This is a genomic window from Dyella flagellata, assembly GCF_030160275.1.
Taxonomy (GTDB): Bacteria; Pseudomonadota; Gammaproteobacteria; order Xanthomonadales; family Rhodanobacteraceae; genus Dyella_B; species Dyella_B flagellata.
On the sequence record NZ_BSOA01000048.1, the window covers coordinates 133,264 to 157,451 of the forward strand.

The window sequence follows — 24,188 nt, forward strand, 5'->3', positions numbered from 1 at the left end:
CGCGCTTGCCACACAGTTGGAGTTCACCGCGAGATTGTTCCACCCCCTCCCAACCTCCTCCTGCAAGCAGGGGGAGGAGCCCAGTCTCATGAAATTCCGCATCGACCAACTGCATGCCTGGGCTCCCGGCTTAAACACCGACGAAGCCTGGCAAGCATGGGCGCATCATCCCGTTCGCCTGCCCGACAACGGCGAGCAACCCGGCTGCGAATTCCTGCCACCGATGCAACGCCGTCGCCTCAGCCGGCTGGCGCGCATGACCATGCATGCCGCATGGCCGTTATGCGGCGAGCAGGAACAATTGCCTTTCGTGTTCGCCTCACGCCACGGTGAAACACCTCGCACGTTTGCGCTGCTCAGCGAAGTAGCCGACGGGCAACCGCTTTCGCCCACCCAGTTCGGCCTGTCGGTGCACAACGCCATCGCCGGGCAATGGTCGATCCTGCGCGGGCAGCACGGCGAATCGGTGGCGCTTGCCGGCGAGGCGGATACGTTCGAGCACGCCATGGTGGAAGCGGCGGCCTTGTTGGGCGAGGGCGCACCGGCGGTGCTGGTGGTGATAGCCGAGGAGCGCCCGCCCAGCGCCTATGACGGCTGGATCGACGATGTGCCGTTTTCGTATGCTGTCGCATTGAGAGTTGGGGGAATCGATTCGAATCCGGCCGCGCCTGCCGATCAAGGCTGGGAGCTGTGCCTGGAACCGCAGCAAGGGACGTCCACGACCGCTACCTGGCCGCACGCCCTGGATTTCGTTCGCGCCCTGCATGGCGGCGAAGACAGACTCGAACATGCATGGAAAACACGTCGATGGACATGGCATCGCATCCGCTAAAGCGCTCCAGCGGCGCTAACTATCTCTGGCGGCTATTGGCCACCGGCGCGAGTTTCGTGCTGTTCGGCCTGGGCGGCCTGGTGCTGCGGCTGTTCATTCTGCCGTTGCTCGGCTTGTTGCCCGGCGATGCGGCAACGCGCCGCCGCAGGGTACGCAATGCGATAAGCAGGGCGTTCTACTTGCACGTGCAGTTCATGTACCGCAGCGGGGTGCTGGAGTTCGAATTCCAGGGTGCGGAGCGGCTTGGCCGCCCTGGGCAGATGATCATTGCCAATCATCCGTCGCTGATCGACGTGGTGTTCCTGATCGCGCATATCCGCGATGCCAATTGCATCGTCAAGCAAAGCCTGTGGCGCAATCCGTTTACGCGCGGTCCGGTACGCAGCGCGCAATACATCAGCAACAATGGCAGCCCGGATATGCTCGAAGAGGCGGCCGACGCGCTACGCGAAGGGCAAACCCTGATCGTCTTTCCCGAAGGCACCCGTACGGCACCGAACCGGGCACCGGTCTTTCATCGTGGCGCCGCAGCAATCGCGCTACGCGGCGCGCGTGTGATTACGCCGGTTTTCATTACGGTGCGGCCCACCACGCTGACCAAAGCCGAGCCTTGGTACCGCATTCCGGAACGGCGCGTACGCGTCACCCTGCGCGTGGGTCCGGACATCGCGCCGGAAACCTTCCATGCAACGGCGCCACTGCCGATCGCTTCGCGTCGGCTCAATGAGCATTTGCAACATGTCTATCGGGACGCCTTGCAACTGGCTAACGCAGAGCATGGTTGGCCCAATGCGGAGCACTTGCCAAGCGCGAATGATCCGCTGCAGACGAGCCCGGACCTGGGCCTGGCTGGTCGAATGGAAAAACGGCAGGACCGCCCTTTTTCCGTCTACGAATAAAGATCTTGAAGGAATACTCGGCATGAACGCACTGCAACAGGATATCGCGCAACTGATCATCGACACCCTCAATCTGGAGGATGTCACGGTGGACGATATTCCGCCGGATCTGCCGCTGTTCGGCGAAGGCCTCGGCCTCGATTCGGTGGATGCGCTGGAATTGGCGCTGGCGCTGCAGAAGCGCTACGACATTCGCATCGCCTCCGACTCGAAGGACGCGCGCCAACATTTCACCACCGTCGCCACTCTTGCCGCCTTCGTGCAGGCCCAGCAGGACGCATGCGCAAGCTGACCTCGATCCTTCTGCCACTGGCCGGGGTGCTCTACCCCTTCGTGGTGTATTTCGGCATGGACCGGGTGCCACCGCCGATGTTCGCGCTGGTGCTGGGTGCGATCTGGCTGATCCGCGCGCCCAGCCTGCTGAAGCAGCCGGGCGGGCGCTGGATGCTGGGTGCGGCTTTGGTCTATTGCGCCCTGCTCGCATTGAGCGGCGAAGCGACCTTGTTGCGTTGGTATCCCACGCTGATCAGCGCGCTGCTGTTGTGCGCCTTCGGCCTCAGCTTGAAGTTCGGGCCACCGCTGGTGGAACGCATCGCGCGCGTGCGCGAGCCCGACCTGCCGGATGCTGCAATACCCTATACACGCAAGGTCACTTGGGTATGGGTCGGCTTCTTCGTGTTCAACGGCGTGGTGTCCGCGGCACTCACGGTATGGGCGCCGCTGAAATGGTGGACGCTGTACAACGGCCTGCTGGTGTATTTCATCATGGGCACGCTGTTTATCGGCGAATGGCTGCTGCGGCGGCGCCTGCGAGGTGCAACATGACCGCGGCGCGCGATCCGGTGGTGCTGGACGAACAGCAGCAGGACGGCGTGTGGGCCTTGGAGCTGCTGATTCCACCTGAGCTGGTCTATTTCGCCGGCCACTTTCCACAGGCTCCGGTGCTGCCTGGCGCGGTGCAGATCGCCTGGGCGCTGGCGCTGGCGGCGCAGCGCTTTGGCACACCCGTACGATGCAAGCTGATGGAAGCGCTCAAGTTCCAGCGCCTGCTGCGCCCCGGCGATCGGGTCGAGTTGAGCCTTCGTTACGATACGGCGCGACACAAACTGTATTTCGCCTATCGTCGCGGCAATACCGCCTATTCTTCCGGCCGGCTCGCATGGAGTGTCGAAGCATGAGTGCGCAAGGACTGCAGGAGCGCCACTGGTCTACCCACAAGGAGCGCGGCAGCTTTGTGCTGATGTGGCTGACCGCCCTCAGCGTGCGGGTTTTCGGCCGTCGCTTGCTGGCGCCGGTGCTGTATCTGATCGTGTTGTATTTCTTCGCCTCCGCGCGCGCCGCGCGGCGCAATATCCGGCAATACCAAAGCTATCTGGCCGAATGGAGCGGCAAGCCGACATTGCAGCCGACGCTGGGCAGCGTATTCAAACAATTCATCGCTTTCGCCGACAACCTGTTGGACCGGCTCGACGTATGGCGCGGCCGGCTGCGCTACGAACAAGTGCAATTGGTCGATCCTTCCGGCGTACGTTCGCGCCTGCTGCGCAGCCGCCAAGGTGGCCGTGGCGAGATGCTGGTGGTCACACACCTTGGCAATCCCGACGTGTGCCGGGCAATGGCCGAACTAAGCGAACAGGTCCCGCTGAACGTGCTGGTGCACAACCGCCACGTTGCGCAGTTCAACCGCCTGCTAGGCGAAGCCGGCGACCGCAGCATGCGGCTGATCCAGGTGAGCGAGCTGGATACGGCGATGATGATGGATCTGTCACAACGGCTGGAACGCGGCGAATGGCTGGCGATTGCCGGTGACCGGGTGCCGCTGAACGATGGACGGCGGGTGACGGTGGATTTTCTCGGCCACGCGGCGGCTTTTCCGCAAGGCCCCTGGCTGATGGCCGGCCTGCTGCGCTGCCCGGTGAATCTGTTGTGTTGCCTGAAGGTCGAGGGCCGCTACCGCATCTATCTGGATGGGTTCCTCGATCAGGCGCAATGGGAACGCGGACGGCGCGACGCGACCATTCGCGACTGGGTGGGACGCTACGCGGAGCATCTGGCCCAGCAATGCTTGATCGCGCCGCAGCAGTGGTTCAATTTCTACGCTTACTGGCAGTCGGCCGAACGGCCTGAACCGAAGGAGGCCGCCGATGCGCACTAGCGGCGTGCTGCATAAAGACGTGGAAATCCTGGTGCCGTTCTTCGACGTCGATTCGATGGACGTGGTCTGGCACGGCCACTACGTGAAGTATCTTGAAGTGGCGCGCTGCGCGCTGCTCGACGAAATCGGCCACAACTATGTGCAGATGAAGGCATCCGGCTATGCCTGGCCGGTGATCGATCTGCAGTTGCGCTATGTGCAAGCGGCCCGCTTTGGGCAACGACTCGTGGTGCGCGCCGATTTGATCGAATGGCAGAACCGTCTGTTGATCCATTATCTGATTCGGGATGCGTCCACCGGCCAGCGTGTCACGCGTGCAAGCAGCGTGCAGGTGGCAGTCAACATCGCCAACGGCGAGATGCAGCTCCAATCCCCCCGGGTTTTCATCGATGCGGTCGAACAGCGACTGCGCCGTGATCCGCAACAATCCCCTTCCCTCGCATCATGAACTACGCCAGCCCAACCTACGTCGAAGAAACCCGCATCGGTTTCCAATTCCTGCGTACTCACACGTGGCAGCATCACGTGCTGCGCGTGGCGATCAATGACCTGAAGCGACTGTTCGGGGAACCCTTGCCACAAGGCGGCTTGCTGCTGGACGTCGGCTGCGGCCAGGGCAAATCCTTCCGCCTGCTGCGCGAGGCGTTCCAGCCCACGCATATGCTGGGCCTGGATGCCGACCCGCACAGCATCGAGCTTGCGCAAGCAGAGGCCGCGCGCGAAGGCATCTCGGTCGAACTCCATGCAGCCGATTGCGCCCAAATGCCGCTGCCCGATCGCAGCGTGGATATCGTGTTCTGCCATCAGACCTTCCATCACCTGGTGGAGCAGGAGCGCGCGCTGGCCGAGTTCTGGCGCGTGTTGAAACCAGGCGGCTGGCTGTTGTTCGCCGAATCGACCAAGGCCTATATCGACACCTGGGTGATCCGCTGGTTTTTCCGGCATCCCATGGAAGTGCAGAAGAGCGCCGAGGAATACCTCGAGATGCTGCGCGGACAGGGCTTCGAATTCGACGCGAGCAACGTGTCCTTGCCCTATCTGTGGTGGAGCCGTTCCAAGGACTTCGGCCTGCTGGAACGCTGGGGCCTGCGGGCGCCGCCTCCGCCCGGGCAAAGGGAGGAGACGCTGGTGAACGTGGCGGCGCGGAAACCGCTGGCATGAGGAAAAAGGCCAAACTCACCGCGCGCCCCGTAAGCTGGGATGCCAATCCCAGCACGGCCGTGCACGCATGCCGCGCGATGCTGGGATTGGCATCCCAGCCTACGGGTTTGCCATGAACACTTACCTCAACGCCCTTGGTGTGGTCTGCAACCTTGGCGCCGGCAAGACCACGGTCGCCGAAGCCATGTTCGCGGGCAACGACAGCGGTATCCGTGCGGAGCAAGGCTGGATTCCAGGCCACCAGCCGCCACTGGGCAGCGTGCGCGTGGAACTTCCACCCGTGCCCGACAGGCTGGGCTATCGCGACAATCGCAACAATCGCCTGTTGCTCGCCGCGGCGCTGGAAATTGAAGCCGACATCCGCGCAGCGATCGCGCGCTATGGGGCAGCGCGTGTCGGCGTGATACTTGGCACCAGCACCACCGGCATCGAAGAAGCAACGCACGGCATTGCCGCCTATCGCCGCGACGGCAAGTGGCCGGCCGAATATCACTACTCACAGCAGGAGCTGGGCGCACCGGCGGAATTTCTCGCCGAGTGGCTGGAAATCTCCGGGCCATGCTATGGCATCTCCACCGCATGCACATCCGGTGCGCGCGCGCTGATGAGTGCGCAGCGTCTGCTGCGGATCGGCTTGTGCGATGCCGTGGTTTGCGGCGGCGTGGATACGCTATGCCGTCTGGCCATCAACGGCTTTCACGCCCTGGAAGCGATCGATCTGCAACGCTGCGATCCGTTCTCCAAGCACCGCCGCGGCATCAATATCGGCGAAGCGGCGGCATTGTTCCTGATGACGCGCGAGCCCGGCCCGGTGCAGCTGCTCGGCAGCGGTGCCAGTTCCGATGCCTACCACATGTCTTCACCGGATCCGCAAGGCGCCGGGGCAACCAAGGCGATGCAGCAGGCTTTGCAGCATGCAGGACTGGACGCCACGCAAATCGACTACATCAATCTGCACGGCACGGCCACCGAGCATAACGACAGCATGGAAGCCCAGGCCGTGGCAGGCATGTTCGGGACATCCATTCCCTGTTCGTCGACCAAATCGCTGACTGGCCACACGCTTGCCGCGGCCGGTGCGCTGGAGGCGGCCTTCTGCTGGTTGAGCTTGAGCGATGCGCGTGCCGAACGCCGCCTACCACCCCACAGATGGGATGGCCAAGCCGATCCTGCGTTTCCCGCCTTGAACTTCACCCACGTCGACAGCCATCTGCCCGCGGGTGGGCGGCGTTATCTGATGAGCAATTCCTTCGCCTTCGGTGGCAACAACGCAGCACTGATCCTGGGAGATGGCGCATGACGCCGTGGCCCATCGCCGAGGTGGTACCGCATGCCGGGGAGATGATCCTGCTCGACGGCATCGAGCAAGTGGAAGGCGAGCGTATCGTTTGCACGCGGACGGTCCACTCAGGCGGCCTGTTCGTGGATGAGGATGGCAGCATGCCATCATGGGTGGGCGTGGAGTTGATGGCGCAGGCCATCGCCGCCTGGGCCGGCTGTCGCGCCCGCGCGCAACAGTGTCCAGTACAGCTGGGGTTTCTGCTAGGTACCCGGCACTATTCGTGCAACGTCGATAGCTTTCCTGCCGGCACCCGTCTGCGGGTGGAAGCAGTGCGTGAGTTCCATGACGAGCAGGGCATGGCTGTTTTTCTTTGCCACATCGAAGGCCCCGGCATCCACGCCGAGGCACGCCTGAACGTGTTCAGCCCACCGGATGTGAACGCGTTCTTCGAACAGGAATCCAAGGAGTAGCCGCATGGCTGAAACAGTATTGGTCACCGGTTCCAGTCGTGGCATCGGCCGCGCTATCGCCTTGAAGCTGGCGCAAGCGGGCCATGACATCGTCCTGCATTGCCGCAGCCGCCGCGAGGAAGCCGAACAGGTCGGCGCGATGATTCGGGCATTGGGTCGTACGGCACGGGTTCTGCAATTCGACGTAGCCGACCGGGCTGCCTGTGCAACGGCGCTGGAAGCGGACGTCGAAGCGCATGGCGCTTATTACGGTGTCGTATGCAACGCCGGGCTTACGCGCGATGGCGCCTTCCCCGCGCTCAGCGACGATGACTGGGACCAGGTACTGCGTACGAATCTGGACGGCTTCTACAACGTGCTGCACCCGATCATCATGCCGATGATTCGCCGCCGCCAGGCCGGGCGCATCGTATGCATCACTTCTGTCTCGGGCTTGATCGGCAATCGCGGCCAAGTCAATTACAGCGCATCGAAGGCGGGTGTCATCGGCGCGGCCAAGGCGCTGGCGGTGGAGCTGGCCAAGCGCAAGATCACCGTCAACTGCGTGGCGCCGGGTTTGATCGATACCGACATGACCAGCGAAGAGCTGCCCCTGGAAGAGATTCTCAAGGTCATTCCGATGCAACGCGCCGGCACGGCAGATGAAGTCGCCGCGGCGGTGCGGTTTCTGATCAGCCCGGAAGCGGGCTACATCACGCGACAGGTGTTGGCGGTGAATGGTGGGTTGTGCTGAAAATTTACCAATCAAGGAGAACAGGGTATGAAAACTAAAGTTGGAATGTTGCTGGCCGCCGCGCTGGCGCTGACGGTTCCCGCGCTAGCATCGGCCAAGGACAAGATCACGCACTACCCGTTCGCCAATGCCGTGGCGGAGGCGACCCAGTCCGGCAAGCTGGATGGCACGGTGAAGTTCTATCTGGCCGGCAGTGGTCCGCAAGGCCAGGTCACCGTGCTCAAGGAGGACGTCAGCGTCAACCGCAAGACCAATGCCTTCGGCAAGGCCGACCAGAAGACCTGCGATTGGGCCTTGCAGTCGGTGTTGATCGCGCTGCAGGACCAGGCGAAGGCGGCCGGCGCCAATGCGGTGGTCGATATCGTCAGCGATTACGACAACGAATACCGCGACAGCGAAAAGTACGAGTGCCACGTGGGCTTCTTGATGTCCGGCGTGGTCTTGAAGGGCAAGCTGGCGAAGGTGCAGCCGTAAGCCTTTCAATACCCTCTCCCTGCCAGGGAGAGGGTAGCGGCACGCTGCGCCGCGTCAGAGCCGGGAAGGACCCCTGCGCTACAATTGCAGGCCTCATACCCCCTTCCCCAGGAGTTCGTCATGCGCCCGTTTCCGCTCGGTGAAGAGATCGACCTGCTGCGCGAAAGCGTCTGCGCCTTCGCGGAAAAGGAGATCGCGCCGCGCGCTGACCATATCGACCGCGACAATCTGTTTCCGCACGACCTGTGGCGCAAGATGGGCGACCTGGGCCTGCTCGGCATCACCGTGCCGGAGGAATACGGCGGCAGCGGCATGGGTTTCCTGGCACACATGGTGGCGATGGAGGAAGTCTCGCGCGCGTCCGGTTCGGTGGGGCTTTCCTACGGCGCGCATTCCAATCTGTGCGTGCAGAACATTTTCCACAACGGCAACGAAGCGCAACGGCGCAAGTACATCCATAAGCTGTGCTCCGGCGAATACGTCGGCGCGCTGGCGATGAGCGAACCGGGCGCCGGCTCCGACGTGGTCGGCTCGATGACCTGCCGCGCCGAGCAGCGTGGCGACGTATGGGTGGCCAACGGTTCGAAGATGTGGATTACCAACGGGCCCGATGCGGACGTGTTGCTGGTCTACATGCGCACCGCGCCGCGAATCGCGGGCAGTCGTTGCATGACCGCCTTCATCGTCGAAAAAGGCATGCCTGGTTTCAGCACGGCGCAGAAGCTGGACAAGCTAGGCATGCGTGGCTCCAATACCTGCGAACTGGTGTTCGACAACTGCGAGATTCCCGCCGAGAACATCGTGGGCGAAGTGAACGAAGGCGTGCGGGTGCTGATGAGCGGCCTGGATACCGAACGCCTGGTGCTCTCCGGCGGCCCGATCGGCTTGATGCAGGCGGCAATGGATATCGCCCTGCCCTATGCGCGCGAGCGCAAGCAGTTCAACGCCCCGATCGGCACCTTCGGGGTGATGCAGGCAAAGATCGCCGACATGTACACCAAGCTGCAAAGCTCACGCGGCTTCGCCTACATGGTGGCGAAGGAATTCGACGCCGGCGTGAAATCGCGCATCGATCCGGCCGCGTGTTTGCTCAATGCTTCGCAGAACGCCGTGCAGGTGGCGCTGGAAGCGATCCAGACGCTGGGCGGTAACGGCTATATCAACGAATACCCCACCGGGCGCTTGCTGCGCGATGCGAAGCTGTATGAGATCGGCGCGGGGACGAATGAAATCCGTCGCATGTTGATCGGGCGTGAGTTGTTTCACGGTAGAGAGTAACGCGCCACCCCACGTATCGCGGTCATGCCGGCGCAACCCTCTGCATGGCCGTCATTCCCGCGGAAGCGGGAATCCACTTTGCTCTGATGCAAAAAGCCAACAAGATGGATTCCCGCTTTCGCGGGAATGACGGTTTTAAGGGATTACAGACTTTTTCGCGAGGTTGCTTCACCCCACCCCAACCCTCCCCTACTACACGTAGGGGAGGGAGCTGGTCACGGCAAGCTCAGAACCGCAGGCTGTAATTGAGGGTTCCCATCGTCGCGTGTTCGCGCTGCGCGTTGTATTGATCCGCACCGAGCGACAACTGCGAACGCGCCGAGAAACGCCAGTTCAACGACACGCCGGCGATGCTGCCGTAACGCGACAATCCGATGCCGTTGATCGGCATGAACTGCTGCAAGGCCGTGAAGCTGGCCGAGGGCATCACGCCGTGCATGGCGAAGGCATCCTGCCACTGGAACCGGGCTTGCAGGCTGAGGCTACTGCCATCGGGCATTTGCCACTGGCGCGAACCGCGCAAGCCGATGCCCGCCTGCCAGCGCTGGACGTTCTGCGCGCTAGAACTTAAGCCAAAGCCGGCGCCGCCCAGTTCATTGAAACCGTCGCGTTCGACATTGGCATATTCCATGTCGGCGTACGGAGTGAGTTTCCATTTGCCCGCGTTGAAGCGGTAACCGCTTTCGCTATAGGCCACCTGGTAGTGGCCGTTGCTGAAACTTCCCACCCCGGCGTACTGGCTGCCCAACAGCAGTTCGCGGCGGGTGTTCTGCCAGTCACTACCTACACCGAAGCGGCCCATCGTGTACCAGTTGCCGTGCACGATGCCGCCGTACACCATGCCTTCCAGCGCGCGACTGAAGCCCTGATCGGCACTCTGCTGCAGATTGCCGAGCCCCTGGCTGTGGCTGATGGCGTAACCGATCACGGCGCCATTGCCCAGCATGCGATCGCCGCCGACCATGCTGCCGTTGAGCTGGAAGCCCATATTGTCGTAGCCGCTGCGCGAGAAGCTGCCCTGGTAACCCAGGTTCTGCGACCAGCTCTGGAATTTACTGTTGCGCTCGAACGTTTGCGGGCTGTCGAGCAGGCTGTCGAAGCGGTCGGACAGCGCGCGGGTGTCGGCATCGATGGCTTCGAAGGTCATCGCTGCGCTGGTGGCATACATCTGGCCGGAAAGGCTGCTCAAGGATTTTTGCAGCTCGGCGGTGCTCTGCGATTGCTGGATGCTGGCGGCACCGCTGACGAAGCCGCTTGGCAGCGGCTGCGCGTTCGAACCACTCATCACGCTGTTGATGGTATTGAACGCGCTCTGCGTGCGCAGAGCCCCCACATACGCAGCGGAAGAATATGGCGAACCCGCGGCCTGGGTGAGGTTGACTTGCGTCACGTTGAGCCAGGCATCGTTGGCGTCGTAGCCCAAGGTGGCCTGCAGGGTGACCGTCGATGGCGTAGAAACGCTTGCGAACGTGCCGGTCAAGCCATTGCTCGCCGACAGCACCATGGTTTTGCTATTTGCTAGGTAGCCTTGATTGGCACCGTAGACGTACAAACCCGCGCTATTGGTGAGCGCGGCCGAACCCGTCACTTGCAGGGAAGTACCCAACGATACGGCCAGCTTGCCACCCGACTGGGAATAGTTGCCCGTCATGGTGAGATTGTTGCTGGGACTCACCACCAGCGTGCCTTGATTGCTGACATTGCCCTTGATCAACGGACCGGTTCCGGTTCCCGTAACCGCCAGTGTTCCCGCTGCTCCAACCTGGATCTGCTGGGTAGACGACAGCGTTCCGGCATTCAAAGTACCGCCGTTCACCGCGGTAACCATATCCGTGATCGAACCGGCGTTCAGCGCGCCACCGTTGACCGTGACAGCGTTGCTGTATGTCAACGACACCGCGTTCAAGGTACCGCCCTTGACCGTTGTATTGCCGTTGTACGTGGAGGGCTTGGTCAGGTTGAGCGTACCGGGCCCATCCAGGATCAAGCCGCCATTTCCGGAAATCGGGTTGTTCCAGCTCGACGTTCCGCTGAAGCCCACCTCCACATCGCCCCAATTGAACTGCTGCGGGCCGTTCACCGCCGCCCCCACATTCAACGCACCGTAACCGAAGGTGGGATTGGGTTGCGAACCACCCAGTGGCGTGGCCGTGCCCAGCAAGGTCTGGCGCACCAGGTCATTGCTGAAATACGGATACGCCTGCCATACCAGCGCCGCCGCGCCGGAAACGATGGGGGCGGCGAAGGACGTGCCTTCCACGATGTAGTAAGCGGGATTGCTGGAGCCGGCGGTGGCATTCTTGTCCAGCACGATCACGTCGCCCGGTGCGGCGAGGCAATAATTCTTCGCAACGCCACACTGGTTCGAATAGGTTTCGAGCTGCGTGGGGTTGTTGCTGTTCAACGCCACCGCGACCAGCCAACCCTTTTGCAGGTTCGGATCGGACACGTAGCTGGGCAACGAAGCGATCGTGCTCGGGTTGGCCTGCGAGTCGTTGCCGGCCGCGAATACGACCAGGCCGCCATGGGTTTCGACAAAAGGTGCGTACGCAGCGTCAAACGCGGCATTGAGCGTGCTATTGGTGGTATCCCAGGTGATCCCGCCCCAGGAGTTGTTCATTACCTTTACATTGGCAGTGATCAGGTCGGAGTTGACCTGCTGAAAGAACTGCGCATCGCTGGTCGTCACCGTCGAAGGCGGGGTGGAGCCGTTATCGTCCGGCGCGCTGTCGGCGATAATGCGCGCGGATACAAGGTTCGCACCCGGCGCGACGCCGCCAGCATAGTTGGGAAATTGCGACGAAGCGGCGCCAGCCGCCATTTCGGACACCCAGGTGCCGTGTCCGACCACGTCATCGATCCTGGTGTTGTTCTGCGTCGGATCGACGTAGATCAGCTCTTGCGTTACCCGTCCGCCAACGGTTGGATTGGAGCGCATGATGCCGCTGTCCACCACACCGATGGTGATGCCGGCGCCGGTGTAACCCGCCTTCTGCGCCGCATAGGTATTGGTCAGGGACAGCTGCGCGTCGAGCGGCGGTGTCGGCACATTCGAGCTGGGCGTCGGCGAAGGAGCCGGCGAGGGCGCAGGCGAAGGTGCCGGCGCGGGCGAAGGCGGCAGGCTCGGCGACGGTCCGGGCGGAAACGTCGCTTTTACAGCGCTGTTGCTCCCTCCCCCACAACCACTCAAACCCACGGCAAGACTGACCAGTAGCGCGACTTCACGGCGGCGCAATGCCTGCATCCCAGTTGCCATAACCCTCACCCTTTGAATGATGTTATTCCCAAGGTAATGCCGCCACTCCCAGACAGCGGCATCCGTCCATAGCTTATTCGTTAAGTCTGGCGGAAGGCGAGTGGAGGGAATGCGTTGTTTCTCACGAAAAAGCTCCGATTTGCTGCAAAGCAGTGTGGGCTGCGATAATTCGCTTATCCCTTCCTCGGCGCGACGCGCCTAAAAGCTCCCCCGGAGATCCCCATGTCGGATATCGTCATCGCCGCTGCCAAGCGTACGGCCATCGGCTCCTTCCTCGGCCAATTCACCGGCGTCCCCTCCCCCACCCTAGGCGCCACCGCCATCCGCGCCGTGCTTGAGCAGTCCGGTATCGCCGCCAAGGACGTGAGCGAAGTGATCATGGGCTGCGTGCTGCCGGCCAACCTCGGCCAGGCACCCGCCCGCCAAGCCGCCCTCAACGCCGGCCTGCCCCCGGCCACCGGTTGCACCACCATCAACAAGGTGTGCGGTTCGGGCATGAAGGCGATCATGCTCGGCCATGACCTGATCAAGGCCGGTTCGGCCAGCGTGGTGGTGGCCGGCGGCATGGAGTCGATGACCAATGCCCCGCACATGGTCAACGCCCGCGGCGGCATTCGCTACGGCGAAGGCAAGATGATCGACCACATGGCCTGGGACGGCCTGACCAACCCCTACGACGGCAAGGCGATGGGCGTGTTCGGCGAGCTGTGCGCTGACAAATACCATTTCAGCCGCGAGGAACAGGACGCCTTCGCCATCGAATCGGTCAAGCGCTCGCAGGCCGCGCAGGCCTCCGGCGCGTTCGCCGATGAAATCGTTGCGGTGACCGTCGCCGGCCGCAAGGGCGACGTGCAGGTGGATACCGACGAGCAGCCCAGCCGCTCGGACATCGGCAAGGTCCCGACATTGAAGCCCGCCTTCCGCAAGGACAACGGCACCATCACCGCGGCCAGCTCCTCCAGCATCTCCGACGGCGCCGCGGCGCTGGTCCTGCTGTCGGCTGACGACGCCAAGGCCCGCGGCGTGAAGCCGCTGGCGCGCATCGTGGCCCACGCCACGCATTCGCAGGAACCGGAATGGTTCACCACCGCCCCGGTCGGCGCGATCAGCAAGGTACTGGACAAGGCCGGCTGGAAGGTGGACGACGTGGACCTGTTCGAGGTCAACGAAGCCTTCGCCGTGGTGGCGATGGCGCCGATGCGCGAACTGGGCGTTGCGCATGACAAGCTCAACGTCAATGGTGGCGCCTGCGCCCTTGGCCATCCGATCGGCGCCAGCGGTGCGCGCATCGTGGTGACCCTGCTCAATGCCTTGAAAACCCGCGGCTTGCGTCGCGGCGTAGCCGCCCTATGCATCGGCGGCGGCGAAGCGACCGCCCTGGCGGTGGAACGTTTGGACTAAACTCAAGCGCGCTTTCTCAGCGCCAGACCGGGGTGCAAACCCCGGCCTGGTTTAATGCGGCATAAAAGTTGTTAGTAAAAACCGGTAGCGCCGTTAACGTGAAAGCGCTATTAATAATCCGCCAATTGGCATTCCACGGCTAAGGAGATCCACCATGAAGTTCACGCGTACCCTTCTCGCCTCCGCGCTCGTCGCGCTGCTGGCGGCTTGCAGCAACGGCGCACAGGAAGGCGCGCAGGACGCGCAGAAGTCGGCTGACACGGCCCAGCAAGCTGCCACGCAGGCTGCTGACCAGGCTCAGAAGGCTGCCGCTGCTTCCACCGCTGCTGCTCCGGCCACTCCGGCTGCTGCTCCGGCTTCCACCGCTGCTGCTCCGGCTGCTGCTCCGGCTTCCACCGCCGCCGCTCCGGCTGCTGGCGATGCGATGAAGAGCGCCGCCACCGACGCTTCGAAGGCTGCCGACAAGGCCGCCGACGCTGCGAAGGATGCCTCCAAGGATGCTTCGAAGCAGAAGTAATTCTGCGTTCGAGCTTCCATCCAACCGGCCGCCTTCGGGCGGCCGGTTTTTTTTGGGGGGCTGGGATGGCAATCCCGGCAGCGGGATGCGGGAGGAATGCCGGGATTGTCATCCCAGCCTGCGTGCGACCGGCGTTTTTTTATGAGAGGCCGGTAACCGCTATCATCTGTGGTTTGCCCAGGCGATCTTTGCACGTCCCATGAGCGTCCTTACTTCTGAGATCGATTCCCGTTCCCCCGACTTCCAGGCCAGCAGTGCGAGCCTGCGCGACCAGGTGGAGAAGCTGCACCAGCAGCTTGCACGCAGCGCCGAAGGCGGTGGCGCCAAGGCACGCGAGAAGCACACCGCGCGCGGCAAGCTGTTACCGCGCGAACGCATCCGCGCCCTGCTCGACCCCGGCTCGCCGTTCCTGGAACTCTCGCCGCTTGCCGCGCATGGCATGTATGACGACGCGGCACCTGCCGCCGGCATCATCACCGGCATTGGCCGAGTGCATGGCATCGAGGTGGTGGTCGTCGCCAACGACGCCACCGTCAAGGGCGGCACCTATTTCCCGATGACGGTGAAAAAGCATCTGCGTGCGCAGGAAGTGGCGCTGGAGAACCGCCTGCCGTGCATCTACCTGGTCGATTCCGGCGGCGCGTTCCTGCCCATGCAGGACGAGGTGTTTCCGGACAAGGAGCATTTCGGCCGCATCTTCTACAACCAGGCGCGCATGTCGGGCTTGGGGATTGCGCAGATCGCGGTGGTGATGGGCTCATGCACCGCGGGCGGCGCCTACGTACCAGCGATGAGCGATGAAACCATCATCGTGCGCGAACAAGGCACGATCTTCCTCGGCGGCCCGCCGCTGGTGAAGGCAGCCACCGGCGAAGTGGTGGACGCCGAAGCCTTGGGCGGCGCCGACGTGCATACCGCCACTTCGGGCGTGGCCGATCACTTCGCCGAGAACGACGCGCACGCGCTGTCGATCGCACGTGACATCGTCGCCAGCCTCAACCGCAGCAAGGCGATGCCGTTGGCGGTGAAGCCGCCGGCGGAGCCGCGCTATGCGGCCGAAGAGCTGTACGGGGTGATTCCGCAGGACACGCGCCGCCCCTTCGACATCCGCGAGGTCATCGCGCGCATCGTCGACGGCTCGGAATTCCACGAGTTCAAGGCGCGCTACGGCAAGACCCTGGTGTGCGGCTTCGCGCATATCCACGGCTACCCGGTGGGCATCGTCGCCAACAACGGCATCCTGTTTTCCGAGTCCGCGCTCAAGGGCGCACACTTCATCGAGCTGTGCAACCAGCGCAACGTGCCACTGGTGTTCCTGCAGAACATCACCGGCTTCATGGTCGGCAAGAAATACGAGAACGCCGGCATCGCCAAGGACGGCGCCAAGATGGTGACCGCGGTGGCCTGCTCGCACGTACCGAAATTCACGGTGGTGATCGGCGGCAGCTTCGGTGCCGGCAACTACGCCATGTGCGGCCGCGCTTATGGCGCACGCTTCCTGTGGATGTGGCCGAATGCGCGCATCAGCGTGATGGGCGGCGAACAGGCCGCAAGCGTGCTGGCGACGGTGAAGCGCGACGGCCTGGAAGCGGCCGGCCAAAGCTGGGGCAAGGATGAGGAAGAGGCGTTCAAGGCGCCGATCCGCGATCAGTACGAGCGGCAAGGCCATCCCTATTACGCCACCGCACGGCTGTGGGACGACGGCATCATCGATCCTGCCGATACCCGCCGCGTGCTGGGGCTGGCCATTTCGGCGTCGATGAATGCGCCGATCGAGCCACAGCGCTACGGAGTGTTCCGCATGTAACGCGCTGCGCGGGTTGGGTGCCAATCCCGATCCGCGCCTCGTCGCATGTCTTTCAAGGAAGTACAGGGGAAAGCAACAGCATGATCGTCGGCATCGATCTGGGCACCACGCACTCGCTGATCGGATACTACGGTGAGCAAGGACCGCAACTATTCCGCAACGCGCTGGGGGACTACCTCACGCCTTCGGTGGTCAGCGTCGACGAAGCCGGCCACATCCTGGTCGGCGCCGCCGCCCGCGACCGGCTGATCAGCCACCCCAACAGCAGCGTCGCGGCGTTCAAGCGCTGGATGGGCACCGCGCGTGAGGTGCAGCTGGGGCAACGCAGTTTCCGCCCGGAAGAATTGTCCGCCCTGGTACTGCGTTCGCTGTTGGCCGATGCCGAGGCCGCCTTGGGCGAGAAAGTGCAGGAAGCCGTGATCAGCGTGCCCGCCTATTTCTCGGACGCGCAACGCAAGGCCACGCGCGCCGCCGGTGAATTGGCTGGCATCAAGGTGGAGCGGCTAATCAACGAGCCGACCGCCGCAGCGCTCGCCTATGGGCTACAGGAGCGCAGGGAAGGCAGCCGCTTCCTGGTCTTCGATCTCGGTGGCGGCACTTTCGACGTGTCGGTGCTGGAAATGTTCGAAGGCGTGGTCGAGGTGCATGCTAGCGCCGGCGACAATTATCTGGGCGGCGAGGATTTCCTCGACGTCCTTGAGACCGCCTGCGTGGGCGACCTGAAACTGCGCACCGACGATTTCTCCCCGGTCGAACGCGGCCTGCTACGCCGCCGCCTTGAACTGGCCAAGCGCAGCCTGAGCCAGCAGCCCGAGGTGAGCGTGACCGGTCTCATTGGCAAGCACGACATTCAATGGCGCGTCGACCAGGATCGCTTTCTCCATCTGGCCGAACCCTTGCTGCAGCGCATGCGCATGCCGCTGGAGCGCGCCTTGCGCGACGCTCGCTTGCGCCCGGAGCAACTCGACGAAATCGTGCTGGTGGGTGGCGCCAGCCGCATGCCGCTGGTCTCCCGGCTGATTGCGCGCATGTTCGGCAAGTTGCCACTGCGCCACGTCAGCCCCGATGAAGCCATCGCATTGGGTGCCTGCGTCGCTGCGGGCTTGAAGAGCCGCAACGCCAAGCTGGAAGAAGTCATTCTCACCGACGTGTGTCCTTACACGCTCGGCGTTGAAATAGGTCAACGCAATACGCAGGGACAGGTGCAGAACGGCTTGTTCTCGCCGATCATCGAGCGCAACAGCGTTGTGCCGATCAGCCGCGAAAGCAGCTACTGGCCGATGACGGAGCGGCAGGCCAGGCTGTCGCTGAAAATCTACCAGGGCGAAAACCCGATGGTGGAGAACAATATCAAGCTAGGCGAACTGGAGATTGCGCTCAACCCCACGCTCTCCATCGCCGCCAACGAGGTCGTCGTGCGCTTTACCTACGACATCAATGGTGTGCTGCAAGTGGAAGCGACGCCCAAAGCCAATGGCCTGCGCCATGAACTGCTGCTGCAGCAAAATCCCGGCATGCTCAGCGAGGAGGAAATCCACGCTCGCCTGGCCGCCTTGTCCGAGCTGAAAATTCATCCGCGCGCCAAGCAGGAAAACCTCGCCCTGCTCGCACGTGCCGAACGCTTGTTCGAGGAATATCTCTCGGCGCGCCAGGTACTGCAGCAGTGGATAGGCCATTTCCGGCAAGTCCTGGAATCGCAGGACGAGCGCCTGATCCAGGAGCACCGCAAAACCTTCAGTGATGCGCTGGATTCGCTGGAAACGCAGCTTTGAATTGGGCGTTCGAGCTATTGGGACTTGCGCCGGATGCGGATGTCGCCAGCGTCAAGCGGGCGTATGCGCGATTGTTGCGTACAACGCGCCCGGATGAAGACCCGGAAGCTTTTCAGCGACTGCATGCGGCCTACAAGATGGTGCTGGCGCATGTGAATACGCGGCCTGCCGCCACGGCCCATCCGATAGCCACGCAAGCGGCCCTCGCACAGAATTCCGAAGCTGTGCAGGTGCAATCGCCATCGCCGCAGCCAATGCCTGCACAGGCGAACATCGTGACGATGGCCGTGTCGGCCATCAACTTCGACGCATTGACGAACGAAATCATCCGCGCAGCGACGGAAGCGAGCAACGGGCAAGTCTTGTCCAACTGGCTGCACGCACGCGAAGAATTCTGGTCGATCCAAGTCAAGCAGCAGAGCGGACACCGTGTATTGCAGCGTCTGTTCCAGCAACCCAAGACGATTTCGGCCGATTGCATGGATGCTCTGCTCCACTTCTTCGATCTGGATCATGTGCTGTCCGGTATTGAACCGGTAGCGCTGAAGAACCTGCGTGAGCGGCAAACGACATTGTGGGAGCTGCTTCCGTCCAACCATCGCGTGCTTGCGCAGCGGATAGGAAAGCAATACGGCAAGTATCCCGAACTGGGTATTCTGCAAAAAAACATTGCGCTGCTGCAAAGCCCTTTCAGCTGGCTGCGTGCATGTGTCGTGGCTGCGTCCGTCGGACGAGTCCGCGGAATCGCGCATCTGGTGCAAGCCCTGCTCGGCCACGGCAATTTTCAGCAGCTCCCTCCGTCCATCGATCGGCAACATGCGCTGTTCTGGTTTCGCGCAGCTACGCGCGGCCCAATGACCTGGCCACGCTTCGCATTGCGTTCGTTCCAGATGGGATTGGCTGCATTCGGAGTCGCGCTGGCGGTAACCGCGATTTATTTCCTGCGCCTTTTCTTCCCGGTGGACGCTTCGGCTCCCGGGCGGATCGACCTATCCGCAACGACCAAGGCCTTTGCAATAAGCTGGAGCGCCACCTTTGGCTTTTGGCTGCTCTTTGCGGGATCCGTGTGGTTCGACCAATGGCAAGGCTTGCCCGAATCCGTACCATCCCGATGGCCATGGCTGCGCAGGCTCGCAATCCCGATGGCGTGCATAAGCTGTCTTGTCGTGCAGGAAACGGGAGCCGTGCCCTACGTGGAGTGGCTGATCGCGCTTTGTTTCATCTTTGCAATACGTAGATCCCGGCGACGTGGCACGATCAAGAATGATTTCTTCGCACGCATCAGTGATTCGAAGCCTGGCTTCATCTGGGTTGGCGTGATGGTCCTGAGCGCCTTCTCGCGCATGCATGATCTTTCCGATTTTCCGTTCATCCCCTTGCTGGCAGCTCTTACGCTTGGCATCTCGATCGCCGATCTTTGGCGTCATCGCGCCTACCTTCATCCCAAGCTTGCGCGTAGCTGACTCTTACGCATAGCTGTTTAAAGCGCTCGCACATCGACAGATGTGCACAAGATGTGCGCGGCACGACATTTCTATCGATCTCATTTTCGACTCATTCACTCCGTGATGACGAAATCGCACGGTGCATGAACGCACGCGTTGTCTGCCACATCAACGAAAGATTCCTGTCATTGTCACCCGTTGAGATGCGCCCCTTCGGCTGTAGTGCAGCACGCACTGTTTGATAGGGGAAAGCCCGGCATCGCCGGCCAGCCGAACAAACCGCGTAGGGAGCGCGGTAGCGGAACAGCGCAGGGAATGCGTGTCCATCTCACTAGACATAAGGATCAAGTCATGAACTTTCGCAGTAACCGTTCCAGCTTCGTGAAAGCCGCGGCGCTCGCCGCCTGTGCGTTCGGCTTCGCGCTGCCCGCCTTTGCGCAGCAGACGCTGATCACCGAGCCCGACCAGGGCTTTACCCCGCTCTACAATCTGATCAACTCCGCGCAGTCGACCATCGACATGACGATGTACGAGCTGCAGGACACCACGGCACAGAACGATCTGTGCAACGCAGCTGCGCGCGGCGTTACGGTTCGCGTAATCCTGGACGTGAACCTGGAGCAGAGGAACAACACCACGGCGTACAACCAGCTCAGCGGCTGCGGCGTGCAGGTCAATTGGGCGTGGACCACGTATGCGGCCACTCACCAGAAGAGCATCCTGATCGACTACGGTAGCGCGAACGCGCAGGTCGCCATCATGTCGATGAACTTCACCAGCCGCTACTACAGCACCAGCCGCGACTTCGGTGTGATCGAGAACGACGCCAACGACATGGCGGCGATCGAAACCACCTTCAACGCGGATTTCGCGCAGACCTCGGTGACACCGCCGACCGGCGATGACCTGATCTGGAGCCCGACCAACTCGCGCAGCTCCCTGCTCAGCATCATCAATAACGCCACCACCAGCCTGGTGGTGGAAAACGAGGAGATGGGCGACAGCGGCATCGTGAGTGCGCTAGAGAACGCCGCTACGCGCGGTGTGAGCCTGACCATCGTGATGACCGACAACAGCAAGTACTACAGCAACCTGGATGCACTGAAGTCGGCTGGCGCGAGCATCGCCACCTATCCGAACGACAACACCTCGCTGTACATCCACGCGAAGGCGATCGTGGCCGACTATGGCACTGCCAATGCGGTGGCCTTCGTGGGCTCGGAAAATTTCTCGTCGTACTCGCTGGACCGGAACCGCGAACTCGGCCTGACCACGACCGATTCGAACGTAATGAGCCAACTCAACAGCACGATCAACAACGACTATTCGGGTGCCAACCCGTACTGATTTGCCACTTCGCTACCGCCCCTCTCCCTCCGGGAGAGGGGCTTCGTGCGTAGGCTGGGATAGCAATCCCAGCAGCGAGGTATCGCATGACAAGCTGGGATCGTCATCCCAGCCTACATGCGCGCAACCATTTCGCACTATGGGATCAATGCTGCCGCGGCCGAAATTCCAGCGGCATGGCATCGCTACGCATATTGGCCGGCGGCTTCGGACCGCACGCACCACAAGTACTGCAACCATCGCTGCAGCTACCGGTAGCCTGCTTGGGCTGCAGACGACGTCCGATGGTGCGCACCCACGCCGCATGTCCCGGCTGGCTGAAATGGATCGACGCCGACGCGAGCCAGCGATTGGTGAGCTGCGGGGCGAGCTTGCGGAACGCGTACAACGCACTGGCAAACACGGCCAGGCCGATCACCACGTACTGGATCAGCAAACCCGTATTCACGAAAACAACCTCGCCACCTGATAGGTGATGAACGATGCCGCGTAGGCCACCGCGAACATGTAGCTGAAGGAAATCACCACATTGCGCCAGGACTGCGTTTCACGGCGGATCACCGCCAGCGTGGACATGCACTGCGGCGCAAAGGCGAACCACACCAGCAGCGACAGCGCGCTGGCCAACGGGAAATTGCTGGTGAGTGCATGGGCAAGCCCGCCGCCTTGCGCGTCGCCGCTGACCGCATAGACAGTTGCCAGCGTGGCCACCGCCGTCTCACGCGCGGCAAAAGCGGGAATCAGCGATAGGCTGATCTGCCAATTGAAACCCAGCGGCGCGAACAGATGCTGCAGGAAACGGCCAACATAACCCGCAAAGCTGTAATTGATGGCCGGCCCGGTGGCGCCTGCCGGCGGAGCCGGAAAAGTGGAGATGAACCACATCAACACGGTCAGCGCCAGGATCACGCCGGTGAGGCGCTTCAGGAAGATGGCGCCACGCTCATACAAGCCGATGGCAACATCGCGTGCTCTGGGCAAGCGATACGAAGGCAGCTCCATCAGCAACGCATGTTCGCTCTTGTCGCGACGAATGCGCTTGATCACCCAGCCTACGGTCATCGCACCGGCAATGCCGGCGACATACAGCGCGAACAGCACCACGCCCTGCAGGTTGAAAATGCCCAGCACACGGCGAGCCGGAATGAATGCGCCGATCAGCAAGGCGTACACCGGCAACCGAGCCGAACAGGTCATCAGCGGCGCGACCAGAATGGTGGCCAGGCGATCGCGCGGGTCGGTGATGCTGCGCGTACCCATGATGCCGGGAATGGCGCAGGCAAAGCTCGACAGCAAGGGAATGAAGGAACGCCCGGTCAGCCCCACCGAAACCATCAGGCGATCGAGCAGGAACGCTGCGCGCGGCAGGTAGCCCGACTCCTCCAGCATGAGGATGAAGAAGAACAGCACCAGGATCACCGGCAGGAAGCCAAGCACCGTGCCCAGGCCGCCGAAGATGCCGCTCACCACCAGGTCGTGGACGGGGCCGGCCGGCAGCACCGCAGCCGTATGTTGGCCGAGCCATGCGAAACCATTGCCGATCAGGTCGCTCATCGGCTTGCCCGAGGCGTAAACCGCCTGGAACACGAGGAACATCACCACCGCCAGCGTCAGCACGCCGAAGACGGGATGCAGCACCCAGCGATCGAGCATGTCGTCGACCACGGCGGTGGCGCGCGGCATGCTCACAGTGGCTGCCATCAACTGGCGCACTTCATCGTGCAGGCTGGCGCGGCTAGCCGGGTCGTCGGGCAATGCGGGCGGGGCATCGGGCAGCTCACCATCCACACGCTCGACCAGCGCCCGCGTACCACCACGTTTCACGGCAATGGTTTCCACCACGGGTATGCCCAGGCGCCGCTGCAATTGCGGTACGTCGATCGTGATGCCGCGATGGCGCGCCGCGTCCATCATGTTCAAGGCCAGCACCACCGGGCGGCCAAGCCGCTTCACTTCCAGTACGAAGCGCAGATGCAGGCGCAGGTTGGTGGCATCGGCTACGCAAATGATGAGGTCGGGCGCTGCCTCGCCGGGATAGTTACCTTCCAGTACGTCGCGGGTGATCTGCTCGTCCGGGCTGGCGGCATCGAAACTGTAGGTGCCGGGCAGGTCCAGGACCTGCAGCACGCGGCCGGACGGCGCGGTGAAGCGCCCTTCCTTGCGCTCCACAGTGACCCCGGCGTAGTTGGCCACTTTCTGGCGCCCGCCGGTGAGCTGGTTGAACAGGGCTGTCTTGCCGCAGTTGGGATTGCCGACCAAAGCGATGCGCAGCGTACCGGCGCTCATGCAACCTCCCGCACCGTAACGCGCGCCGCTTCGGCGCGACGCAAGGCGAAGCGGGTCGAACCAATCTGGATCAGCAGGGGATCGGCGCCCACCGGACCGCGCGCCACCAGCCTGACCTGCTCGCCCGCCACAAAGCCCAGGTCGCGCAGGCGCTGCGCAATCAGGTCATCGGCATGGGCATCTTCGACTTGTTCAACCACGGCGTTAGCACCTTTGGGCAAATCGGACAGGCGCACAGTTGTCATGCTTCTAAATAAGAATGGTTCGCATTGTATCCTTTTTTCGCATTTGGTGTAGGTCCGCTCAAGCGACCCGTCCCAGCTTGATGGTCAGCGGCCAGCTCACCGCGCGCTCCGACTGATCGCCCCAGGCGCGAGCGAATTGCTCCCGCAGGGGCTCTACCGGGTCCTGGCCGGTGGCCGCGCGGTAGCTGGCCACCGCCGACCAGCTTTGGAAGTAGCCCAGCAGGCGCGACAAATCCCAACTCGCCCTGAGGCCGAAGGCGGGCGTCGCCACGCGCTCGAAGGGAAAGGGCAGTGTTTCGTAACCGGTCTCCACGTACCTGCGCTCAGCCGCCCAGTAAGCCCCGACTACATCGTGGTAGAGGTGCCGCACCAGGGCGTCGAGTTCCGGCGTGATGTCCAGCAGGTTGTAGGAGACCACCGCCAGCAGCGCATTGGCGCGCGAGACACGGCGGACCTCCTCATAGAAGCGCGGCAGGTCGAACCAGTGCAGGGCCTGGGCGACCAGGGTGAGGTCGACGCTCTCAGGCTGCAATGAAGTGTGTTCCGCCGGTTAGCAGAGGTAGTGGACATTGTCCAGGCACGGCGCCTTGTCCAGCTGGGATGCACTGATGTCGGTGGCCACGACCTGCTCGAAGTGCCGCGCCAGGTCCTCGGTCACCTGGCCCGAGCCGCAGCCGCAGTCCCAGGCCCGCGTGGTGCTGGGAGCGGACCGGGCCAACCAGGCGAAGAAGGCGGGGTCGTAGGTGGCGCGATTGGTGCGGTAGGCGTCGGACTGCGCGGTGAACAGCGAACGGGTATCAGTGGACATGCTGGGAGCGGTGCGGCAGG

General features: G+C 62.7%; 23 protein-coding genes and 1 pseudogene. 19 read left to right on the forward strand and 5 right to left on the reverse strand.

The genetic code is table 11. The features are described from left to right. Positions 1 to 88: 88 nt before the first annotated feature. The 13 genes from QQJ96_RS19515 to QQJ96_RS19575 all read left to right on the forward strand — a co-directional run bounded on the left by QQJ96_RS19515 (position 89) and on the right by QQJ96_RS19575 (position 9,284). Positions 89 to 832, forward strand: a complete 744-nt coding sequence (locus QQJ96_RS19515; protein ID WP_284333702.1) for a beta-ketoacyl synthase chain length factor — start codon at positions 89 to 91, stop codon at positions 830 to 832. Beyond that, positions 793 to 1,731, forward strand: coding sequence for a lysophospholipid acyltransferase family protein (locus tag QQJ96_RS19520; RefSeq protein WP_284333703.1), 939 nt, complete (start codon positions 793 to 795; stop codon positions 1,729 to 1,731). The genes QQJ96_RS19515 and QQJ96_RS19520 overlap by 40 nt, the downstream gene beginning before the upstream one ends. 22 nt (positions 1,732 to 1,753) lie before the next feature. After that, complete coding sequence (locus QQJ96_RS19525) at positions 1,754 to 2,023, forward strand: phosphopantetheine-binding protein (RefSeq protein WP_284333704.1); 270 nt, start codon at positions 1,754 to 1,756, stop codon at positions 2,021 to 2,023. Then, positions 2,011 to 2,556 carry a COG4648 family protein gene (locus QQJ96_RS19530; protein ID WP_284333705.1) on the forward strand — a complete coding sequence of 182 codons (546 nt, stop codon included), beginning with the start codon at positions 2,011 to 2,013 and terminating at the stop codon, positions 2,554 to 2,556. Before QQJ96_RS19525 ends, QQJ96_RS19530 begins: the two co-directional genes overlap by 13 nt. After that, complete coding sequence (locus QQJ96_RS19535) at positions 2,553 to 2,909, forward strand: ApeI family dehydratase (protein ID WP_284333706.1); 357 nt, start codon at positions 2,553 to 2,555, stop codon at positions 2,907 to 2,909. The genes QQJ96_RS19530 and QQJ96_RS19535 overlap by 4 nt, the downstream gene beginning before the upstream one ends. Then, positions 2,906 to 3,886: a lysophospholipid acyltransferase family protein gene (locus QQJ96_RS19540; RefSeq protein WP_284333707.1), complete on the forward strand. Its 981-nt coding sequence runs from the start codon at positions 2,906 to 2,908 to the stop codon at positions 3,884 to 3,886. Before QQJ96_RS19535 ends, QQJ96_RS19540 begins: the two co-directional genes overlap by 4 nt. Continuing rightward, positions 3,876 to 4,334 (forward strand): acyl-CoA thioesterase, encoded by a 459-nt coding sequence (locus QQJ96_RS19545; protein ID WP_345782717.1) that lies wholly within the window; start codon positions 3,876 to 3,878, stop codon positions 4,332 to 4,334. The genes QQJ96_RS19540 and QQJ96_RS19545 overlap by 11 nt, the downstream gene beginning before the upstream one ends. After that, complete coding sequence (locus QQJ96_RS19550; protein ID WP_284333708.1) at positions 4,331 to 5,047, forward strand: class I SAM-dependent methyltransferase; 717 nt, start codon at positions 4,331 to 4,333, stop codon at positions 5,045 to 5,047. Before QQJ96_RS19545 ends, QQJ96_RS19550 begins: the two co-directional genes overlap by 4 nt. 112 nt (positions 5,048 to 5,159) lie before the next feature. Next, positions 5,160 to 6,347: a beta-ketoacyl-[acyl-carrier-protein] synthase family protein gene (locus QQJ96_RS19555; RefSeq protein WP_284333709.1), complete on the forward strand. Its 1,188-nt coding sequence runs from the start codon at positions 5,160 to 5,162 to the stop codon at positions 6,345 to 6,347. Beyond that, positions 6,344 to 6,799 (forward strand): hotdog family protein, encoded by a 456-nt coding sequence (locus QQJ96_RS19560; protein ID WP_284333710.1) that lies wholly within the window; start codon positions 6,344 to 6,346, stop codon positions 6,797 to 6,799. The genes QQJ96_RS19555 and QQJ96_RS19560 overlap by 4 nt, the downstream gene beginning before the upstream one ends. A gap of 4 nt (positions 6,800 to 6,803) precedes the next feature. Continuing rightward, the gene (gene fabG, locus QQJ96_RS19565; RefSeq protein WP_284333711.1) at positions 6,804 to 7,532 is read left to right on the forward strand and encodes a 3-oxoacyl-ACP reductase FabG; all 729 of its coding nucleotides are present in this window, start codon (positions 6,804 to 6,806) and stop codon (positions 7,530 to 7,532) included. 27 nt (positions 7,533 to 7,559) lie between these two features. Beyond that, positions 7,560 to 8,006 (forward strand): excinuclease, encoded by a 447-nt coding sequence (locus QQJ96_RS19570; protein ID WP_284333712.1) that lies wholly within the window; start codon positions 7,560 to 7,562, stop codon positions 8,004 to 8,006. A gap of 120 nt (positions 8,007 to 8,126) precedes the next feature. After that, complete coding sequence (locus QQJ96_RS19575) at positions 8,127 to 9,284, forward strand: isovaleryl-CoA dehydrogenase (protein WP_284333713.1); 1,158 nt, start codon at positions 8,127 to 8,129, stop codon at positions 9,282 to 9,284. Positions 9,285 to 9,510: 226 nt separating this feature from the next. Here QQJ96_RS19575 and QQJ96_RS19580 read toward each other — a convergent pair whose 3' ends face one another. Next, positions 9,511 to 12,540, reverse strand: coding sequence for a S8 family serine peptidase (locus QQJ96_RS19580; RefSeq protein ID WP_284333714.1), 3,030 nt, complete (start codon positions 12,538 to 12,540; stop codon positions 9,511 to 9,513). 222 nt (positions 12,541 to 12,762) lie between these two features. On the opposite strand from QQJ96_RS19580, the gene QQJ96_RS19585 reads away from it, so the two are divergent. The 6 genes from QQJ96_RS19585 to QQJ96_RS19610 all read left to right on the forward strand — a co-directional run bounded on the left by QQJ96_RS19585 (position 12,763) and on the right by QQJ96_RS19610 (position 20,829). Further along, positions 12,763 to 13,941, forward strand: coding sequence for a thiolase family protein (locus tag QQJ96_RS19585; protein ID WP_284333715.1), 1,179 nt, complete (start codon positions 12,763 to 12,765; stop codon positions 13,939 to 13,941). A gap of 154 nt (positions 13,942 to 14,095) precedes the next feature. Beyond that, a complete protein-coding gene (locus QQJ96_RS19590; RefSeq protein ID WP_284333716.1) occupies positions 14,096 to 14,458 on the forward strand; it encodes a hypothetical protein in 363 nt (120 codons plus the stop codon). A 199-nt stretch (positions 14,459 to 14,657) separates the two neighbouring features. Then, a complete protein-coding gene (locus QQJ96_RS19595; protein WP_284333717.1) occupies positions 14,658 to 16,265 on the forward strand; it encodes a carboxyl transferase domain-containing protein in 1,608 nt (535 codons plus the stop codon). A gap of 80 nt (positions 16,266 to 16,345) precedes the next feature. Further along, positions 16,346 to 18,037, forward strand: coding sequence for a molecular chaperone HscC (locus tag QQJ96_RS19600; protein WP_284333718.1), 1,692 nt, complete (start codon positions 16,346 to 16,348; stop codon positions 18,035 to 18,037). Continuing rightward, positions 18,034 to 19,500 (forward strand): J domain-containing protein, encoded by a 1,467-nt coding sequence (locus QQJ96_RS19605; protein ID WP_284333719.1) that lies wholly within the window; start codon positions 18,034 to 18,036, stop codon positions 19,498 to 19,500. Before QQJ96_RS19600 ends, QQJ96_RS19605 begins: the two co-directional genes overlap by 4 nt. A gap of 333 nt (positions 19,501 to 19,833) precedes the next feature. After that, positions 19,834 to 20,829, forward strand: coding sequence for a phospholipase D-like domain-containing protein (locus QQJ96_RS19610; protein WP_284333720.1), 996 nt, complete (start codon positions 19,834 to 19,836; stop codon positions 20,827 to 20,829). A 145-nt stretch (positions 20,830 to 20,974) separates the two neighbouring features. On the opposite strand, the gene QQJ96_RS19615 is transcribed toward QQJ96_RS19610, so the two are convergent. The 4 genes and pseudogenes from QQJ96_RS19615 to QQJ96_RS23545 form a co-directional block, all read right to left on the reverse strand. Then, positions 20,975 to 21,277 (reverse strand): DUF6587 family protein, encoded by a 303-nt coding sequence (locus QQJ96_RS19615; protein WP_284333721.1) that lies wholly within the window; start codon positions 21,275 to 21,277, stop codon positions 20,975 to 20,977. Beyond that, a complete protein-coding gene (gene feoB / locus QQJ96_RS19620; RefSeq protein WP_284333722.1) occupies positions 21,274 to 23,115 on the reverse strand; it encodes a ferrous iron transporter B in 1,842 nt (613 codons plus the stop codon). Before feoB ends, QQJ96_RS19615 begins: the two co-directional genes overlap by 4 nt. Then, a complete protein-coding gene (locus QQJ96_RS19625) occupies positions 23,112 to 23,351 on the reverse strand; it encodes a FeoA family protein (RefSeq protein WP_284333723.1) in 240 nt (79 codons plus the stop codon). Before QQJ96_RS19625 ends, feoB begins: the two co-directional genes overlap by 4 nt. Positions 23,352 to 23,418: 67 nt before the next feature. Further along, positions 23,419 to 24,168: pseudogene (locus QQJ96_RS23545) on the reverse strand (class I SAM-dependent methyltransferase). Positions 24,169 to 24,188: the final 20 nt, after the last annotated feature.

Bases quoted from the DNA above. Each gene is read 5' to 3' on its own strand.
- fabG (WP_284333711.1), top strand. From the start codon at position 6,804: ATGGCTGAAACAGTATTGGTCACCGGTTCCAGTCGTGGCATCGGCCGC.
- QQJ96_RS19540 (WP_284333707.1), top strand. From the start codon at position 2,906: ATGAGTGCGCAAGGACTGCAGGAGCGCCACTGGTCTACCCACAAGGAG.
- QQJ96_RS19555 (WP_284333709.1), top strand. From the start codon at position 5,160: ATGAACACTTACCTCAACGCCCTTGGTGTGGTCTGCAACCTTGGCGCC.
- QQJ96_RS19545 (WP_345782717.1), top strand. From the start codon at position 3,876: ATGCGCACTAGCGGCGTGCTGCATAAAGACGTGGAAATCCTGGTGCCG.
- QQJ96_RS19575 (WP_284333713.1), top strand. From the start codon at position 8,127: ATGCGCCCGTTTCCGCTCGGTGAAGAGATCGACCTGCTGCGCGAAAGC.
- QQJ96_RS19600 (WP_284333718.1), top strand. From the start codon at position 16,346: ATGATCGTCGGCATCGATCTGGGCACCACGCACTCGCTGATCGGATAC.
- QQJ96_RS19535 (WP_284333706.1), top strand. From the start codon at position 2,553: ATGACCGCGGCGCGCGATCCGGTGGTGCTGGACGAACAGCAGCAGGAC.
- QQJ96_RS19590 (WP_284333716.1), top strand. From the start codon at position 14,096: ATGAAGTTCACGCGTACCCTTCTCGCCTCCGCGCTCGTCGCGCTGCTG.
- QQJ96_RS19570 (WP_284333712.1), top strand. From the start codon at position 7,560: ATGAAAACTAAAGTTGGAATGTTGCTGGCCGCCGCGCTGGCGCTGACG.
- feoB (WP_284333722.1), bottom strand. From the start codon at position 23,115: ATGAGCGCCGGTACGCTGCGCATCGCTTTGGTCGGCAATCCCAACTGC.
- QQJ96_RS19610 (WP_284333720.1), top strand. From the start codon at position 19,834: ATGAACTTTCGCAGTAACCGTTCCAGCTTCGTGAAAGCCGCGGCGCTC.
- QQJ96_RS19595 (WP_284333717.1), top strand. From the start codon at position 14,658: ATGAGCGTCCTTACTTCTGAGATCGATTCCCGTTCCCCCGACTTCCAG.
- QQJ96_RS19585 (WP_284333715.1), top strand. From the start codon at position 12,763: ATGTCGGATATCGTCATCGCCGCTGCCAAGCGTACGGCCATCGGCTCC.
- QQJ96_RS19525 (WP_284333704.1), top strand. From the start codon at position 1,754: ATGAACGCACTGCAACAGGATATCGCGCAACTGATCATCGACACCCTC.
- QQJ96_RS19580 (WP_284333714.1), bottom strand. From the start codon at position 12,540: ATGGCAACTGGGATGCAGGCATTGCGCCGCCGTGAAGTCGCGCTACTG.
- QQJ96_RS19560 (WP_284333710.1), top strand. From the start codon at position 6,344: ATGACGCCGTGGCCCATCGCCGAGGTGGTACCGCATGCCGGGGAGATG.
- QQJ96_RS19530 (WP_284333705.1), top strand. From the start codon at position 2,011: ATGCGCAAGCTGACCTCGATCCTTCTGCCACTGGCCGGGGTGCTCTAC.
- QQJ96_RS19550 (WP_284333708.1), top strand. From the start codon at position 4,331: ATGAACTACGCCAGCCCAACCTACGTCGAAGAAACCCGCATCGGTTTC.
- QQJ96_RS19520 (WP_284333703.1), top strand. From the start codon at position 793: ATGGAAAACACGTCGATGGACATGGCATCGCATCCGCTAAAGCGCTCC.
- QQJ96_RS19515 (WP_284333702.1), top strand. From the start codon at position 89: ATGAAATTCCGCATCGACCAACTGCATGCCTGGGCTCCCGGCTTAAAC.